Annotated in this window: 16 protein-coding genes; 5 read left to right on the top strand and 11 right to left on the bottom strand. The window is 32.9% G+C overall.

What is annotated here, in order from left to right:
• Positions 1 to 134 precede the first annotated feature (134 nt).
• Positions 135 to 1,028 carry a winged helix-turn-helix domain-containing protein gene (locus GQ47_RS12065; RefSeq protein ID WP_035648819.1) on the top strand — a complete coding sequence of 298 codons (894 nt, stop codon included), beginning with the start codon at positions 135 to 137 and terminating at the stop codon, positions 1,026 to 1,028.
• Positions 1,029 to 1,125: 97 nt separating this feature from the next.
• Here GQ47_RS12065 and GQ47_RS12060 read toward each other — a convergent pair whose 3' ends face one another.
• From GQ47_RS12060 to GQ47_RS12020, 9 genes are all read right to left on the bottom strand, one after another.
• Positions 1,126 to 1,539 carry a hypothetical protein gene (locus tag GQ47_RS12060; RefSeq protein ID WP_035648818.1) on the bottom strand — a complete coding sequence of 138 codons (414 nt, stop codon included), beginning with the start codon at positions 1,537 to 1,539 and terminating at the stop codon, positions 1,126 to 1,128.
• Positions 1,540 to 2,073, bottom strand: a complete 534-nt coding sequence (locus GQ47_RS12055) for a hypothetical protein (RefSeq protein ID WP_035648817.1) — start codon at positions 2,071 to 2,073, stop codon at positions 1,540 to 1,542. It abuts the gene before it with no gap.
• 64 nt (positions 2,074 to 2,137) lie between these two features.
• Positions 2,138 to 2,497, bottom strand: coding sequence for a hypothetical protein (locus tag GQ47_RS12050; protein ID WP_035648816.1), 360 nt, complete (start codon positions 2,495 to 2,497; stop codon positions 2,138 to 2,140).
• 182 nt (positions 2,498 to 2,679) lie between these two features.
• Positions 2,680 to 3,381: a hypothetical protein gene (locus GQ47_RS12045; protein WP_035648813.1), complete on the bottom strand. Its 702-nt coding sequence runs from the start codon at positions 3,379 to 3,381 to the stop codon at positions 2,680 to 2,682.
• A 92-nt stretch (positions 3,382 to 3,473) separates the two neighbouring features.
• Complete coding sequence (locus GQ47_RS12040; protein ID WP_035648811.1) at positions 3,474 to 3,956, bottom strand: WGR domain-containing protein; 483 nt, start codon at positions 3,954 to 3,956, stop codon at positions 3,474 to 3,476.
• Between the two features lie 317 nt (positions 3,957 to 4,273).
• Positions 4,274 to 5,047: a carboxypeptidase-like regulatory domain-containing protein gene (locus tag GQ47_RS12035; RefSeq protein WP_035648807.1), complete on the bottom strand. Its 774-nt coding sequence runs from the start codon at positions 5,045 to 5,047 to the stop codon at positions 4,274 to 4,276.
• A gap of 209 nt (positions 5,048 to 5,256) precedes the next feature.
• On the bottom strand, positions 5,257 to 7,161 hold the full coding sequence (locus GQ47_RS12030; protein ID WP_035648806.1) for a DEAD/DEAH box helicase: 1,905 nt from the start codon (positions 7,159 to 7,161) through the stop codon (positions 5,257 to 5,259).
• A gap of 204 nt (positions 7,162 to 7,365) precedes the next feature.
• Positions 7,366 to 7,944: a non-canonical purine NTP diphosphatase gene (locus GQ47_RS12025; RefSeq protein ID WP_035648804.1), complete on the bottom strand. Its 579-nt coding sequence runs from the start codon at positions 7,942 to 7,944 to the stop codon at positions 7,366 to 7,368.
• The gene (locus GQ47_RS12020) at positions 7,916 to 8,314 is read right to left on the bottom strand and encodes a ribosomal maturation YjgA family protein (protein WP_035649395.1); all 399 of its coding nucleotides are present in this window, start codon (positions 8,312 to 8,314) and stop codon (positions 7,916 to 7,918) included. The genes GQ47_RS12025 and GQ47_RS12020 overlap by 29 nt, the downstream gene beginning before the upstream one ends.
• Before the next feature lie 123 nt (positions 8,315 to 8,437).
• Here GQ47_RS12020 and GQ47_RS12015 point away from each other — a divergent pair, with 123 nt between their 5' ends.
• The 3 genes from GQ47_RS12015 to GQ47_RS12005 all read left to right on the top strand — a co-directional run bounded on the left by GQ47_RS12015 (position 8,438) and on the right by GQ47_RS12005 (position 10,676).
• Positions 8,438 to 9,616 (top strand): glycoside hydrolase family 88 protein, encoded by a 1,179-nt coding sequence (locus tag GQ47_RS12015; RefSeq protein WP_035649393.1) that lies wholly within the window; start codon positions 8,438 to 8,440, stop codon positions 9,614 to 9,616.
• Between the two features lie 10 nt (positions 9,617 to 9,626).
• Entirely contained in the window at positions 9,627 to 10,028 is a 402-nt protein-coding gene (locus GQ47_RS12010; protein ID WP_035648801.1) for a hypothetical protein, read from the top strand.
• A 210-nt stretch (positions 10,029 to 10,238) separates the two neighbouring features.
• Complete coding sequence (locus GQ47_RS12005; protein WP_035648799.1) at positions 10,239 to 10,676, top strand: hypothetical protein; 438 nt, start codon at positions 10,239 to 10,241, stop codon at positions 10,674 to 10,676.
• 74 nt (positions 10,677 to 10,750) lie between these two features.
• Here the strand turns inward: GQ47_RS12005 and GQ47_RS12000 are convergent, their stop codons facing one another.
• Together GQ47_RS12000 and GQ47_RS11995 are read right to left on the bottom strand one after the other, a co-directional pair.
• Positions 10,751 to 12,265, bottom strand: a complete 1,515-nt coding sequence (locus GQ47_RS12000) for an FMN-binding glutamate synthase family protein (RefSeq protein ID WP_035648797.1) — start codon at positions 12,263 to 12,265, stop codon at positions 10,751 to 10,753.
• A 37-nt stretch (positions 12,266 to 12,302) separates the two neighbouring features.
• The gene (locus GQ47_RS11995; protein WP_035648795.1) at positions 12,303 to 13,082 is read right to left on the bottom strand and encodes an NYN domain-containing protein; all 780 of its coding nucleotides are present in this window, start codon (positions 13,080 to 13,082) and stop codon (positions 12,303 to 12,305) included.
• A gap of 200 nt (positions 13,083 to 13,282) precedes the next feature.
• Here GQ47_RS11995 and GQ47_RS11990 point away from each other — a divergent pair, with 200 nt between their 5' ends.
• Complete coding sequence (locus GQ47_RS11990) at positions 13,283 to 13,729, top strand: RrF2 family transcriptional regulator (protein ID WP_035648793.1); 447 nt, start codon at positions 13,283 to 13,285, stop codon at positions 13,727 to 13,729.
• The last annotated feature ends 2 nt before the right edge of the window (positions 13,730 to 13,731 follow it).

Genomic DNA, 13,731 nt, shown 5'->3' with positions numbered 1-13,731 from the left:
TTTTGATGTTTTAATTAATACTCTAATTTTATCTCTTTTTAAAGTTTATGAAGCAAATTACTTTATTATTTTACGGATTGTGAGCTTAAAATTGTAAATAAAAATGTAAACTTTGTAAATAAAAACTTGATACTATGTTTAATAGCAGAAATCTACTTTCAGGAAAACGCAAATACGTGTTGGGATTATTATTTCTCTCCTTTATCTGTGTAATCTGTGCCGCTTTTAGCGTTGAGGATAGTGATGACTTTGATTATGCCAGAAGAGAAATTTTGCTCCGCAAAATTGGACATGAAATATTGCTACAGTCGGGCGATAGTATATCAAGAGTGCTGCCTGTGAAAAAAATCGCAGAAAATGAATATCTGATTAGTTTTGAGAATGACTTTACTTTTCAGCCAAACAGCTTAATGGCTACGACTAGTCGAATTTTAGACAAATCCTCATTTGCAAATGATTATATAGTTAACGTTTTGAACTGTAACGATTCAAGCGTAGCTTATGGGTATGCTATATCTAAAAACAAGAGAGATAATATTATAGCCTGTACAGGAAGAAAGCAGCCCAAAGCCTGTTATAGGATTAATATTAAGTTTGAACCAACAAGCATAAATATAGTTAAGAATGGATATCTTCTGGGCGGCCTGTCCTTTTTAGGATTTTTAGGATTTATTCTTTTGAGATCTTTTAAGCCACAAAAGGCTTTATCTTATAATGAACATAAAGATAGTATCACTTTGGGCTCGGCGTTGTTTGATACTATGAATAAGAAACTTTTTGTAAACGGAAAAGCAATTGACCTGACCGGAACGGAAACCCGTTTATTACTCATTTTTGCATTGTCTCCCAACGAAATTATAGAGAAAAGCCGAATTCAAAAAGAAATATGGGAAGATGAAGGTGTTATCGTGGGACGTAGTCTGGATATGTTTATATCAAAACTTAGAAAAAAACTTGAATTTGATCCAAATCTAAAAATTGTTGTTGTGCGTGGGAAAGGGTATAGGCTTGAAATTAGTGGGTTATAAATGGATTTGCCACCTAAACGATAACGAATAGGTGAAGCATCATTCTAGTAAGTCAATTGCCTAAATTTGTTGTTATAACTATTGTCAGACGTATTTTCTATTTCGTTTTACAATATATTTCCATATTTGGTAAGCCTGGAGGATTGTTTTTTCCATCAGAAACTAACACCAAGATAAGTTCATTTTCACTAATTTTAGTTATGCGTGAATTTGTTTTGTTGTTGATTGAAAGGTCAATGTATTTTTTCTTTTCATTAAAAGTCCATTTTCCTTTTTGTTTAGTTTTTTCCTTAATTACTAAATAGGAGTTGTCAGAATTAAACTCAAGTTCAAAAGCAATGTTATTTGGCAATTGATTAATTCTCATTCCATTCATCATTGCGTAATCTGCTTGCCAGGTTTTGCACAGAACTTTGTTCAATTCGGTTTTCGTTTGTGATACATTTTGAGCTTTTGAATTAAAGTTTATTCCAAAAAATAGGCTCAATGTTAAGTAAAATATTTTCTTCATTTATAAAGGTATATTAATCGTTGGAGTGTCTTTTACATATTTCACCTCAATAACGTTTCCCTTTTTTAAATCAGGTGCTGAGTTAAATATTTCTTTCCCATAATATTCTTTTCCGTCAACATAAAAAGAATAAATTACTAACCAGGATTCTTTAGCTTCTTTGCCTTTAATGAAAAACCCATCCTGATGTACAATATCAGTAATATTTGCTTGCGTATTTAAGCTGTATTTTTCGCTAATTGTCTGAATTTTTTCTTCCGATGTTGTTCCGCCATGAATATTTGATTGCAGTAAATTCATTGTTACAACTGTGATTATTGCGCAGGCAACAAAAATCATTTTCCCATCATTAAACATGCCGACTCCATCAGCAGAAGCAAAAAAAGTTTTTAGGAAAAAATATGAAGGAATAAAAATTAAAAGATAATTGGCAATAATTGAAAGCAGACCATGAATTGGAGGAGAGTTCTTTACTAAAAAATATGCTGCTATAAATCCTAAAATTAAAAATATTGAGGCTAGTGTTTTTTTCATTGTTTATTGGTTATGTTTATAAAGATTTGGCTTGATTGTTTTGTAGTAGCTGTTAGTGTAGTGTTTATTTGATTTTGGCGATAATAGTATCAGAGTAAGAGATTATAACTATTGAATCGTTGTTTTCTTTTTTAATTAATTTGTAAGGAGCGGGAATAATCAATAAGTTAGGTTTAGGTTTATTCAAACGCCAAATTGAATTATCTTCTACGCCTAATTTCTCAATTCCTTTTATAATCTCTACATTATTATTTAAAAAATATTTGCCATTTATTACAAGTACACCTCGTGGCGTTTCAACTTTTTTAACTTCTAAATTATAGGCATCTTTTTTAGTTATTTCTTTTGGATTGGAATCTGAGCAACTTATGCAGAAAAGAAATGTAGTTGTAAATAGTAACAATTTTAATGTTTTTAATTTCATCTTAAGTATCTTTTCTTGATTTTGTATTACTGTCAACGTTCTAATACCATAGCAACTTAGGAATTAAAATCAACCCATTAATCGGATTTGCCGAATCATTCTAAATACAAAACCATTTTTTTATAAAGCAATTGCCTAAATCCGTTGTATAGCTATTTGGCATAGTGTTTTCGGCATTATGTTTATTCTAACTCAGTTTTCTTTATTATATGAATTCCGCCAATACTATATGCAACATCAATAGGAATTGGTTTGTCTTTTAGTTGAAAATTTCCGTTTTTGAAAGGAGTAATTCTTTCGTCGATTAGAAAAAAGTAGTTTTCTTTGTTTGTCAATATGTCTAGATTGTCATCTGTTAGTTCTACGGGTTCAACATATTCAACCATCCCAAGTTTATTTAATTCAGGAATCGTTATTTTTTGACCATTTATTTCGCAAACGCATTTCTCTCCAAGTCCAGGCATTCCAAACCAAGGCATAGCTTGTGCAGTTTGTAATGAAATGTTTGAAGTATTGCCAACAAAAAGAAAGTTTTTAATTTTAAAAGTTTCAAATACGGGAGGCAATGATTTTTTAGGAAACGGTTCTTCGGCTTTCCAAAAGAACATAACTTTATTTAGCCATTCTTGATCGTTTAGGTCCGTACAAACTAAATTTTCAGTCCAATAGTGCATATATAGTTGGCTTGCTCGAAGTAAAATTGTTGATTTGTCAACACTTTCTCTTTGTTTTTGGGTTAATTGTCTAATGACTTTATATCCATAATTATCTCCTGTCGAAATAAATTTGTCGCCTTTTTCTAATTGAACAGTTTCAGTTTCTGCTAAATTTTGCGAATTGTCTTCTGTTTGTTTCTTTCCAAAAAGGTTGTCTAAAAATCCCATATTATATTTTGTTGTAAAATGTCTTATTTTCGTCGTAGTTCTGTGATATTATGCCCAAATCCGTAGTAGTAACTGTTATGCGTTCGGTTTTTTTATTCATTATCCATTTTATAAATTCTTGAGTAATCGGCAAATTCTGTATTTTTTAAATTTACTTCAATTACTTTTTTTGCAATTTCAAAATCAACCACCATACAGCCAGCTTCCATTGTCCCGCTTCCAATACTTCCGCCGTCTGTGTGGCCAAGTCCTGTCCATCCTAATATTCCGTCAAGTTTGTTTTCAAGTCTATGGCGTTTTTCAAGGTCTTGTTCTGTTCCAAAACCGTCAATCTTATATTCGATTTCTAAAAAAGAAAGTTTGTCTTCGTCAAATTCAGCGTAGCCATCTTTTAGTTTTTCGTTAATTTCTTTCTGAACAATTTTTCTAAAATTTGAGAAAAGTCCGCCTTTAACTTCTTTGTCTTGCCCACGTTGTCCAACAACGCCCCAATGCACAATTGCAGTTTTTTCGTCTTTGTCCCAAGTTTCCCAATAGTGAAGTTGATTATCTGTTAGTTTGTAAAGTTTAAGCATAGTTTTTTAAATTTCGGTTGTCTTTTCACAGTTTAGTTTTTTAAGTTGACGCATAACTTGCATGTATGTCTGACAAAACCGGATTTATTACTCTTAAATTGGGTAGCCTTGTCTGAAAAATATTAGTGTTTATTTATTTTGTAACAACTCAAATATAGAATATTTATCTTATAAATAATCAAGCAGATTTTTAATTTGTTGAATAGTTTTTGTACCAACATTTGTAAATTTCAGTGGTTTTACCACATGCATAAAAGTAATAATCCCTGATCGCTTTTGGCAATCAGGGATTATTTATTTTATTATAAAAGTAATTTTTAATTTCTCTTTAATACTTTATACTGCTCATAACACCCACTAATAGCATCAAGAATCTGCAAGTCATTTGCTTGCTGAACAAACGATTCTGAATAGTTGCAACGCTGTAAAATTTCCGGGATTTCTTCTTTTGTGATTCCTAAAAGCAAGGCAAGAGTTTCACGGTCATATTTAGTTTCAAGAAGATTTCTGATGGTATCATCTTTCTTCATGTCTTTAAGTTTCTTGAGCTCTTTTCCATTTTTTCCAAAGAAATTATAAAGCATATCTGCGGGGTTGAAAATCGAACCTAATACTTTTCCAAAAGCATTTGGAGCATATTCACCGGCTTCATAACCTTGTGTAAGACCAGAAATACTGTAACGATAATTCTCCTTAGTCGGAATTAATTTTGAGTCGATTTCAAGGTATCCAGTCAAGCTGAAAGGAGCAATGACAACTTCTTCAAGTGCAATTGCTTTTTCTGTAAGCTGAATTCTTGTGATTTTGTTTTTTATCCAGTCATTGGTAACTCTGATACGCAAAGATTGGAATCCTAGAAGAGAGAATTGCAGTGTGTCATTTTGTTGAACATCAATTTCAAAATAACCTTTAGCATCAGACTTTGCGCCTAATACTTTGTTTTTGTTGATGATATTTACGTTTGGAAGAGGTTGTTTGCTATTATCATTAAAGATATAACCTGAAACTCTTTGTGGAGTTGTTGATTCTGTTTCTTGGGCAAAACCAATACTCGTAAGTAATACAAAAAAGAAAACTGCGAAATATTTCATATCCTGATTTAAAGCACTAAAAGTAGTAAATCGGGATTAAATATTTTGTAGTCTTGGAATATAATTATAAGAAAATTAACAAAGCAAAAAAGTCTTGCTTTTAGTATTTAACTAAAAAGAGGCAAGGAGAAAGGTTTTTTGTATAAAAAAATCCCAAATTCCAATTATGTCTGGAATTTGGGATTTTATATTTATAAGATATTAAATAATTAATCTCTTCTTGGTCTTCTTGGTCTTGACGAATCGCCAAAGCTTTCAGAACGTCTTGGAGCTCTGTCTGAACCACCTTCATTTCTTCTGAAACCACCTTCTCTTGGAGCAGAATTTCTTTCACCTCTGAATCCTCCGCCAGAACCTTCACGTCTTGGAGCAGAATTTCTGTCGCCTCTGAAGCCACCTCCAGAACCTTCACGTCTTGGAGCAAAGTTTCCTTCTCTTCTTGGTCCGCCAGAATTTCTTCCACCGCCACGGTTGTTGTGATCGCGTCTTCCGCCACCGTCGTTTTTAGAAATTTCAACATTAATACGACGTCCTTCCAACTGAACGTTGTTTAAGATTTCCATTACTTTATCAGTGTGCTCAGGATCAGTGTTAAAGAAAGAGAATCCTTCTTTTACATCCACTTTGAAAACGTCATCACGACCTAAGTCTAATGTTTCTTTCAAATAATCTTTAAGAGACATCCAGTCAAAATTATCTCTTGAACCGATGTTTACAAAATAACGAACTGCTCCGTTATTATTGAATTCTCTTGGCTCAGAATCATTTCTTTCACGTCTTTCTCCTGAAGATTGAGCAGAAATATCTCTGTTCTTTTTATAGTAAGCAATAAAACGGTTAAATTCTACTGAAACCATTTTCTTAATCAATTCTTCTTTAGATAAATCTTCAAGAACATTGTTGATTGCTGGTAAGTAGTTGTCAATTTCGTGATCAACTTCAGTATCTTTAATTTTGTTTGCTAAGTGCAATAATTGAATTTCGCAGATTTCGATTCCAGAAGGAATAGTTTTTTCTTCGAATTTTTGTTTGATGATTCTTTCGATAGAAGAAATTTTACGCAACTCACTTTTTGTAACTATTACAATAGAAGTTCCTAATTTTCCAGCTCTACCAGTACGTCCAGAACGGTGGTTGTACGTTTCGATTTCATCAGGTAATTGATAGTTTACAACGTGTGTTACGTTATCAACGTCAATACCACGTGCAGCAACGTCAGTAGCAACAAGCATCTGAATTTGTCTTCCACGGAAAGATTTCATTACACCATCACGTTGTGCCTGAGATAAATCTCCGTGTAACGCAGCAGCGCTATATCCATCTTCAATTAATTTTTCAGCAATAGCCTGAGTGTCTCTTTTTGTACGACAGAAAACTACAGAGAAAATATCTGGATTAGCATCAGCTAAACGTTTTAAAGCTTCGTAACGATCACGAGCATTTACTAAATAAAATTCGTGAGAAACTGTTGCAGAACCTGAGTTCTTTGTTCCAACAGTAATTTCAACTGGTTCGCTCATAAATTGTTTTGCAATTCTGGCAACCTCTTGCGGCATAGTTGCAGAGAACAACCATGTGCTTTTTTGATCTGGTGTATCTGATAAGATAGATACGATGTCTTCATAGAATCCCATGTTCAACATCTCATCAGCCTCATCAAGAATACAGTAATCTATATTTTTAATGTTAACTAAACCTCTGTTGATCATGTCTTGCATTCTCCCCGGAGTAGCTACAATAATTTGTGCCCCTCTTTTAATCTCTCTGGCTTGCTCTGTAATACTAGCCCCGCCGTAAACTGCTACCACGTTAATACCTTTTTCGTATTTTGAGTAGTTTTTAAGTTCGTTGGTAATCTGTAAACAAAGTTCTCGTGTTGGCGATAAAACTAATGCTTGTGTGTTTCTATTGTCAGCATCAATTTTTTGAATTAGCGGAAAACCGAAAGCTGCCGTTTTCCCTGTCCCTGTCTGAGCCAACGCAACCATATCTGTGTCTTTTTCCAATAATAGGGGAATCGCTTTCTCCTGTACTTCTGACGGATTCTCAAATCCTAGATCTAAAATCGCCTTCAGTAACGATTCATTCAATCCTAATTGTTCAAATTTATTCATATATGTATTTAAAATAGGGTGCAAAATTACTGTTAATTATTCAGATAAACTAATGCTATTTTAAGAATTATGTATTTCTTATGATTTGATAATCAAAAAGTTATGTTTATCTTGAAATCATTTTTTTAGATGAACGAAGAATTTTCGGAAAAATAACGCCGTGAAATATAAATTTTCGCTTCTAAAATGTTGTATTTTAAACAATTATTTTATTGTGTTCAGAAAATCAATGAGTTGCTGGGTTGCTTTTCCTCGATGTCCAATTTTATTTTTGGTTTCCAATGGCAGTTCGGCAAAAGTTTCTGTATAATTTTCTGGCTGAAAAATAGGATCATATCCAAAACCTTGAGTGCCAGTTTTATTAAAAGTAATTTCTCCTTTTGCAATTCCGGTAAAAAGATGCTGCTTTTCGTTTAAATTTAATGCAATAACGGTTTTGAACTGTGCACTTCGGTCAGATTTGTCTTTTAAGGCAGCTAAAAGTTTATTCATATTATCGTCGGCATTTTTTTGTTCGCCCGCATATCTAGCTGAATAAACTCCAGGCTCTCCATTTAAGGCTTTAACTTCCAATCCGGTATCATCTGCAAAACAATCATAGCCATATTTTTCGGTTACGTAATTTGCTTTTAAAATAGCATTGCCTTCAATTGTATCTGCTGTTTCTGGAATTTCTTCATGGCAGCCAATATCTTCTAAACTTAATAATTGTATTGAGCCGTTTAGTATGCTTTGAATTTCCTTGATTTTATTTTTATTGTTTGATGCGAAAACGAGTTTCATATATAATATTTTTAAAAATAGTTTTTTCGATTAAAAAAATGAATAATATTCCGAATGTATAAGCTAAAATATCGGACCATAAAAAGCCCTGACCTAAAACATATCGCCCAAAAAGTGTTTTTCTGAGTTCAATAATCCATTGTGCTTCATAAAGCTGTAAAAGTTCGATTGAATAACAAATCAATAAAGAAAGAAGTGCAATTTGAATGGATTTTTTATTGATTAGTATACTTCGTGCCAAAACATAAATCATTACAGCATACAGAAAATCACCAATACATAAAGGTACGAATGAAATTTTTCTTGAGATGATTCCAAGAAAAATAATTAGCAAGAATAGAATGAAATATTGAAATCGGGATTTTTTCAAACTTAGATTTTTGTTGGTAGGATTAGTCCTTTTTTGGGTAAACAAAAATACAAAGATTCGTATAGGTTTACTTTATTTTATAAATTTATCGATTCAAAAAACTATTTATCTAAAAATAACCGCATGAATGTAAAATTTTTCACTTTGATTTCAGCTTTGTTTTTGCTTGGAAATCAGAGTTATGCTCAAAAAGACAATTCGTTTAATATTAAAAATCAGCTAAATTATTGTGCCGAACAGGCTTCAAAAACATTAAAAGTGATTCCGAATGACGGAACTTCACCACGAACAGTTCCAAATGGTAGCAACGAATGGAAGTTTGTTGGTTATAAAGATTGGACGAGCGGATTTTGGCCAGGAGAATTGTGGTATTTATACGAAGCAACTCGTGATAAAAAATGGGAGATAGAAGCCGATAAATTCAGCCGATTTTTAACGCCTTTATCTGTGAGTAAAGCCGGAGATCATGATTTAGGTTTTCAGGTTTTCAATAGTTTTGGAAATGGATATCGTTTGACAAAAAACAAAGAATACAAAGAAATTATTCTAAAAACAGCAGATACATTAGCAACGCTTTTTAATCCAAAAGTGGGAACAATTCAGTCTTGGCCTCATAATAAAATGGGCGGTCATAATACAATTATTGACAACATGATGAACTTGGAAATGCTTTTCTGGGCTTCTAAAAACGGAGGAAGTAAAAAATTATATGATATTGCTGTGAAACATGCCGAAACAACAATGAACAATCATTTTAGACCTGATTATACTTCATACCATGTTGTAATTTATGATTATGAAACAGGGAAAAAGATAAAAGGAAGAACGGCTCAGGGATACAGTGATGACAGTATGTGGGCGAGAGGTCAGGCATGGGGAATTTATGGATTTACAATGGTTTACAGAGAAACAAAAGATCCTAAATTTTTAGATTTCGCACATAAAATAACCCGAGTTTATCTGGACAAATTAACAACAGAAGATTTGATTCCTTACTGGGATTTTAACGCGCCAGATATTCCAAATGCTCCGAGAGATGCTTCTGCGGCTGCAATTGTGTCTTCGGCTCTTTTAGAGTTGAGTTCTTATACAAAAGATAAAAATCTGAAAAAAGAATATCTGACAAAAGCTAAAAAAATGATCGTTTCGCTTTCAGACAATTATCAGAGCCATGATGTTAATTCGGCGTTCTTGCTTCATTCAACAGGTCATAAACCAGCTGGAAGCGAAATTGATTGTTCTATTAACTACGCAGATTATTACTATCTTGAAGCGCTTTTAAGACTTCAAAAAATAAAATAATTTTAAAACTATGAAAAGAATAAGCCAAATTTTATCGGCAATTATAATTGTATTGATGTTGGTGAGCTGCAAAAATGCCAAACAAAAATTGCAGGAATACGTTGCAGCATATAATGCAGCTGCGCCAAGTTTTAAGGCAGATAATGTTACCTTGACAACAGCAAGAGGTTATATTAATGATGATAAAATCGAATTGCGATTTGAGACTGGTTTGGAGCAAAATAAAGCAAATATGATGGCTGGAGATATGGCGTTTTCGAAACTATTAAAAGAAATGATAAATAAAAATCAGATTCCAAAAGATTTAGTTGAAGAAGGAATTCGGTTTGATGCTTATTTTTTAGCTAATGACAATACAGTACTTTCAAAAAAGATTATCGACAAAGAATCTATTTCGGAAATATTAAAATAAAGGAAGTCCCGATATCTTGGGCACTTCAAAATAATTGAGAACCTCTTTAGATTTTCTAAAGAGGTTTTTTATTTAATGCATTTAGTCTAATTTGGTCGCAGTGTATTTGTAATCAAATAATTACTAATTTTATTTTTTCACTCCAATGTTGTTTTTGTGTTATAAGTTTGTTATGTTTGAGTTAAAAAATAACCAAAAACCTAAAAAATTATGAAAAAAATTACCCAAATCGCATTTGCATTTATTTTAATTTTAGTACTGGCCAGTTGTAAAAACACGAAGCAAAAAATTCAGGAGCACGTTAGCAATTACAATACGACAGCTTCTATAAAAGGAGGAAATGTTGTATCGACTAGCGCGAAAGCATTTTTAAATGACAATAAAATTGAAATTAGAATTGAAACAGATTTAGAAGGAACTGAAGAAAATAGATTAGCCTATCAGCAGACTTTCCCAAGTTTGCTTGCAGAAATGATTAAAAATGATCAAATCTCTAAAGAGTTAATTGAAGAAGGAGTAAAGTTTGATGTATATTTTATCTCTTATAATAATGTCATTCTGGCAAAACAATTAGTTGACAAAGAAGAATTAGCAACTATAGAAGGTTCTGAAGGTGCAGGAAACGGAAAAGAAACTGCAAAACTATAATGCCTGGAAAATAAAATTACTCTAATAATAGACAATTTAAAAAGCCTCTCTGATTATTCAAAGAGGCTTTTAATTTAATTTCGTTTGGTAACGTTGGTTAAATTATCTGGAAAATACAATTCTGAAAGATTCGTAAACTCATCGCCTCGCATGAAAATATTAATATCAACATCAGCAAAAGAAGTTTTTCCGGCAGCAGCCAAAAGTTCATTTGCCGAATGAAGTGTGTTTTTATGAAAATGATATACACGTTCTGACTTATCGGTAACAACCAAACCTTTCATCAACATTTTGTTTTGAGTAGCAACTCCGGTTGGACATTCATTATTATGACAACGCAATGCCTGAATACAACCTAAAGAAAACATAAAACCTCGAGCGCTATTGCACATATCAGCACCTAGAGCAACTGCATGTAAAATTGAATATCCGGAAATAATTTTTCCACTTCCAATAATTCTGATTTTATCTCTGATGTTTAATCCAATTAGTGTTTTATTGACAAAAATTAAAGCAGGTTCAAATGGCATTCCAACGCCATCGGCAAATTCTAATGGTGCGGCGCCTGTTCCTCCCTCGGCTCCGTCAACGGTAATAAAGTCAGGATAAATATCCTCGGCAATCATTTCGTGGCAAATCGCTTCAAATTCTGCTGTATTTCCAATACATAACTTAAATCCGATTGGTTTTCCATTCGATAAATCACGTAATTTTTTTATGAAGTGAATTAAGCCTTTCGAATCAGAAAATGCATGATGCCCAGGAGGAGAAAGAATCATGGTGTGTGGCTGGACCCCTCTTATCTTAGCAATTTGTTCGGTATTTTTAGCCGCCGGAAGCACACCGCCATGACCTGGTTTTGCTCCTTGTGAAAGTTTGATTTCGATCATTTTTACGTTTGGAAGATTGGCTTTTTCCGCAAAATTTTCCGGACTAAAGTTTCCTTCTGCATCTCTGCATCCAAAATATCCTGTACCAATCTGCCAGGTAATATCACCACCACCAGCCAAGTGGAATTCGGTTAAACCACCTTCACCAGTGTTTTGATAAAAATTTCCTTTTTGTGCACCAATATTTATGGCACGAACTGCATGTTCGCTCAACGAACCGAAACTCATTGCCGATACATTAAATAAAGAAGCCGAATAAGGTTGTTTGCAATCTTTTCCACCAACTAAAACACGAGGAAGTTCTTCATTTACTTTTGCTGGAAAAATAGAATGTTTGATTCCTTCGTAGCTTTCTGTATTTAAATTTTGCTGTGTACCAAATGGCGTGCTCGAATCTATATTTTTGGCTCTTTGATAGACTAAAGAACGTTGGTTTCTTGAGAAGGGCTTTCCATCTGTAGATCTTTCAATAAAATATTGCTGGATTTCCGGGGCAATCATTTCAAATAAATATCGGAAATAGCCCAAAACCGGAAAGTTTCTTAAAATTGCATGTTTTTCTTGTGATGCATTATAAACTCCAACAATTAGAAGTATAGGAAGAATGATAACAAGTAAAAATCCACGTCCGGTGTAAAAATAAATTGCGGCAACAATTAGAAACAATAAGAATCCGTAAATGAAGAATTTTTTTCTCATGTTTTAAAAAAATTTAATAGATAATAAATGCGATAATTTAGGTGAATCGCAAACGTACATAAACGTGCTTGATTCCTTTTTTGTCTGATTCTCTTTCGTCGATTTCAAGAAAATCTGTCAATGATTTCAGCATTGGCGTAAGTTTGGAATAACCATAATTTCTTGGGTCAAATTCTGGTTTTTTCTTTACAATCAAATTTCCAACGTCACCTAAAAAAGCCCATCCATCATCATCTTCTAAGTCTTCAATTGTGGTTTCGATCAATTCAATAGTTTGTTTGTCCACTTTATGTAAAGCTTTTTCTGCAGGTTTTTCAACTGGTTTTTTAGTGTCTGCTACGGCTGTTTTAGGTTTTTTCTTCTGAGTTGCACCATCCAGAACTTCGATGTAAATAAAACGGTCACAGGCTACAATGAAGGAGTTTGGTGTTTTCTTTTCACCTATACCAATGACTTTCATGCCCGATTCTCTTAAACGAATCGCCAAACGTGTAAAATCACTGTCGCTGGAAACAATACAAAAACCATCTAATTTTCCGGAATACAGCAAATCCATTGCGTCAATTATCAAAGCTGAATCTGATGAATTTTTCCCAACCGTATAACTATATTGTTGAATAGGAGTAATGGCATGTTCGAGTAAAACGCCTTTCCAGCCATTTGCATTTGGTTTTGTCCAGTCGGCATAAATTCGTTTTGTAGTTGGCGTTCCTAGTTTTGCAATTTCTTCCATCATACCTTTTACATTGCTGTAGGGAACATTATCGGCGTCTATAAGAACAGCTAATTTTAAATCTTTTGAAGTGCTGAATGCCATTATTTCGATATTAGAATATTAAGTATCTCAAAGTTAAAATTAAAATTTGTTTTTATATGGTTTTAGTAGTGAATTAGTGTTTTTGGCCTACTTAATTATTTTGGTTATAAATAAGTTTGTCCGTTTGTAAAATTAATTAAAGATAAATTTGTCTTTTATTGTAAACCTGTATATCTTTGTATGGAATTAATAAAAGAGATATGTTTTCAAAAGCGTGTGAGTACGGAATTAGAGCTTCTATTTTTATTGCTACAAATTCTTCAAAAGGAATTAGGGTTGGAATAAAAGATGTTGCCAAAGAAATTGATTCACCAGAACCATTTACTGCCAAGATTATGCAGATTTTGACCAAAAACGGAATCATTCATTCGGCCAAAGGAGTCGGAGGCGGTTTTGAAGTTTCGAATGAAGCTGTAAAAACAATTAAATTAATTCAGATTGTCGATGCAATTGACGGCGATAAAATTTACAGAGGCTGTGGAATTGGATTAAAAGAATGTTCTGAAGCACATCCGTGTCCGGTTCATTTCGAATTTAAAAAAATTAGAGGACTTCTTCACGAAATGCTTTCAAAAACAACTTTAGAACAACTTGCTTCTGGCGTAAAAAAAGGAGATTTTTTTCTCAAAACATTAAATTTAGAATAAAT

It is taken from the genome of Flavobacterium sp. ASV13 (assembly GCF_000745775.1).
Taxonomy (GTDB): domain Bacteria; phylum Bacteroidota; class Bacteroidia; order Flavobacteriales; family Flavobacteriaceae; genus Flavobacterium.
Note: the sequence above shows the minus strand (reverse complement) of the source record. Positions and strands in the feature narration are given on the sequence as shown.

Excerpts from the sequence above, each read along its gene's own strand:
- GQ47_RS12025 (WP_035648804.1), bottom strand. The coding sequence starts at position 7,944 with ATGAAACTCGTTTTCGCATCAAACAATAAAAATAAAATCAAGGAAATT.
- GQ47_RS12055 (WP_035648817.1), bottom strand. The coding sequence starts at position 2,073 with ATGAAAAAAACACTAGCCTCAATATTTTTAATTTTAGGATTTATAGCA.
- GQ47_RS12045 (WP_035648813.1), bottom strand. The coding sequence starts at position 3,381 with ATGGGATTTTTAGACAACCTTTTTGGAAAGAAACAAACAGAAGACAAT.
- GQ47_RS12050 (WP_035648816.1), bottom strand. The coding sequence starts at position 2,497 with ATGAAATTAAAAACATTAAAATTGTTACTATTTACAACTACATTTCTT.
- GQ47_RS12015 (WP_035649393.1), top strand. The coding sequence starts at position 8,438 with ATGAATGTAAAATTTTTCACTTTGATTTCAGCTTTGTTTTTGCTTGGA.
- GQ47_RS12005 (WP_035648799.1), top strand. The coding sequence starts at position 10,239 with ATGAAAAAAATTACCCAAATCGCATTTGCATTTATTTTAATTTTAGTA.
- GQ47_RS12010 (WP_035648801.1), top strand. The coding sequence starts at position 9,627 with ATGAAAAGAATAAGCCAAATTTTATCGGCAATTATAATTGTATTGATG.
- GQ47_RS12035 (WP_035648807.1), bottom strand. The coding sequence starts at position 5,047 with ATGAAATATTTCGCAGTTTTCTTTTTTGTATTACTTACGAGTATTGGT.
- GQ47_RS12065 (WP_035648819.1), top strand. The coding sequence starts at position 135 with ATGTTTAATAGCAGAAATCTACTTTCAGGAAAACGCAAATACGTGTTG.
- GQ47_RS12000 (WP_035648797.1), bottom strand. The coding sequence starts at position 12,265 with ATGAGAAAAAAATTCTTCATTTACGGATTCTTATTGTTTCTAATTGTT.
- GQ47_RS12040 (WP_035648811.1), bottom strand. The coding sequence starts at position 3,956 with ATGCTTAAACTTTACAAACTAACAGATAATCAACTTCACTATTGGGAA.
- GQ47_RS11990 (WP_035648793.1), top strand. The coding sequence starts at position 13,283 with ATGTTTTCAAAAGCGTGTGAGTACGGAATTAGAGCTTCTATTTTTATT.
- GQ47_RS12060 (WP_035648818.1), bottom strand. The coding sequence starts at position 1,539 with ATGAAGAAAATATTTTACTTAACATTGAGCCTATTTTTTGGAATAAAC.
- GQ47_RS11995 (WP_035648795.1), bottom strand. The coding sequence starts at position 13,082 with ATGGCATTCAGCACTTCAAAAGATTTAAAATTAGCTGTTCTTATAGAC.
- GQ47_RS12030 (WP_035648806.1), bottom strand. The coding sequence starts at position 7,161 with ATGAATAAATTTGAACAATTAGGATTGAATGAATCGTTACTGAAGGCG.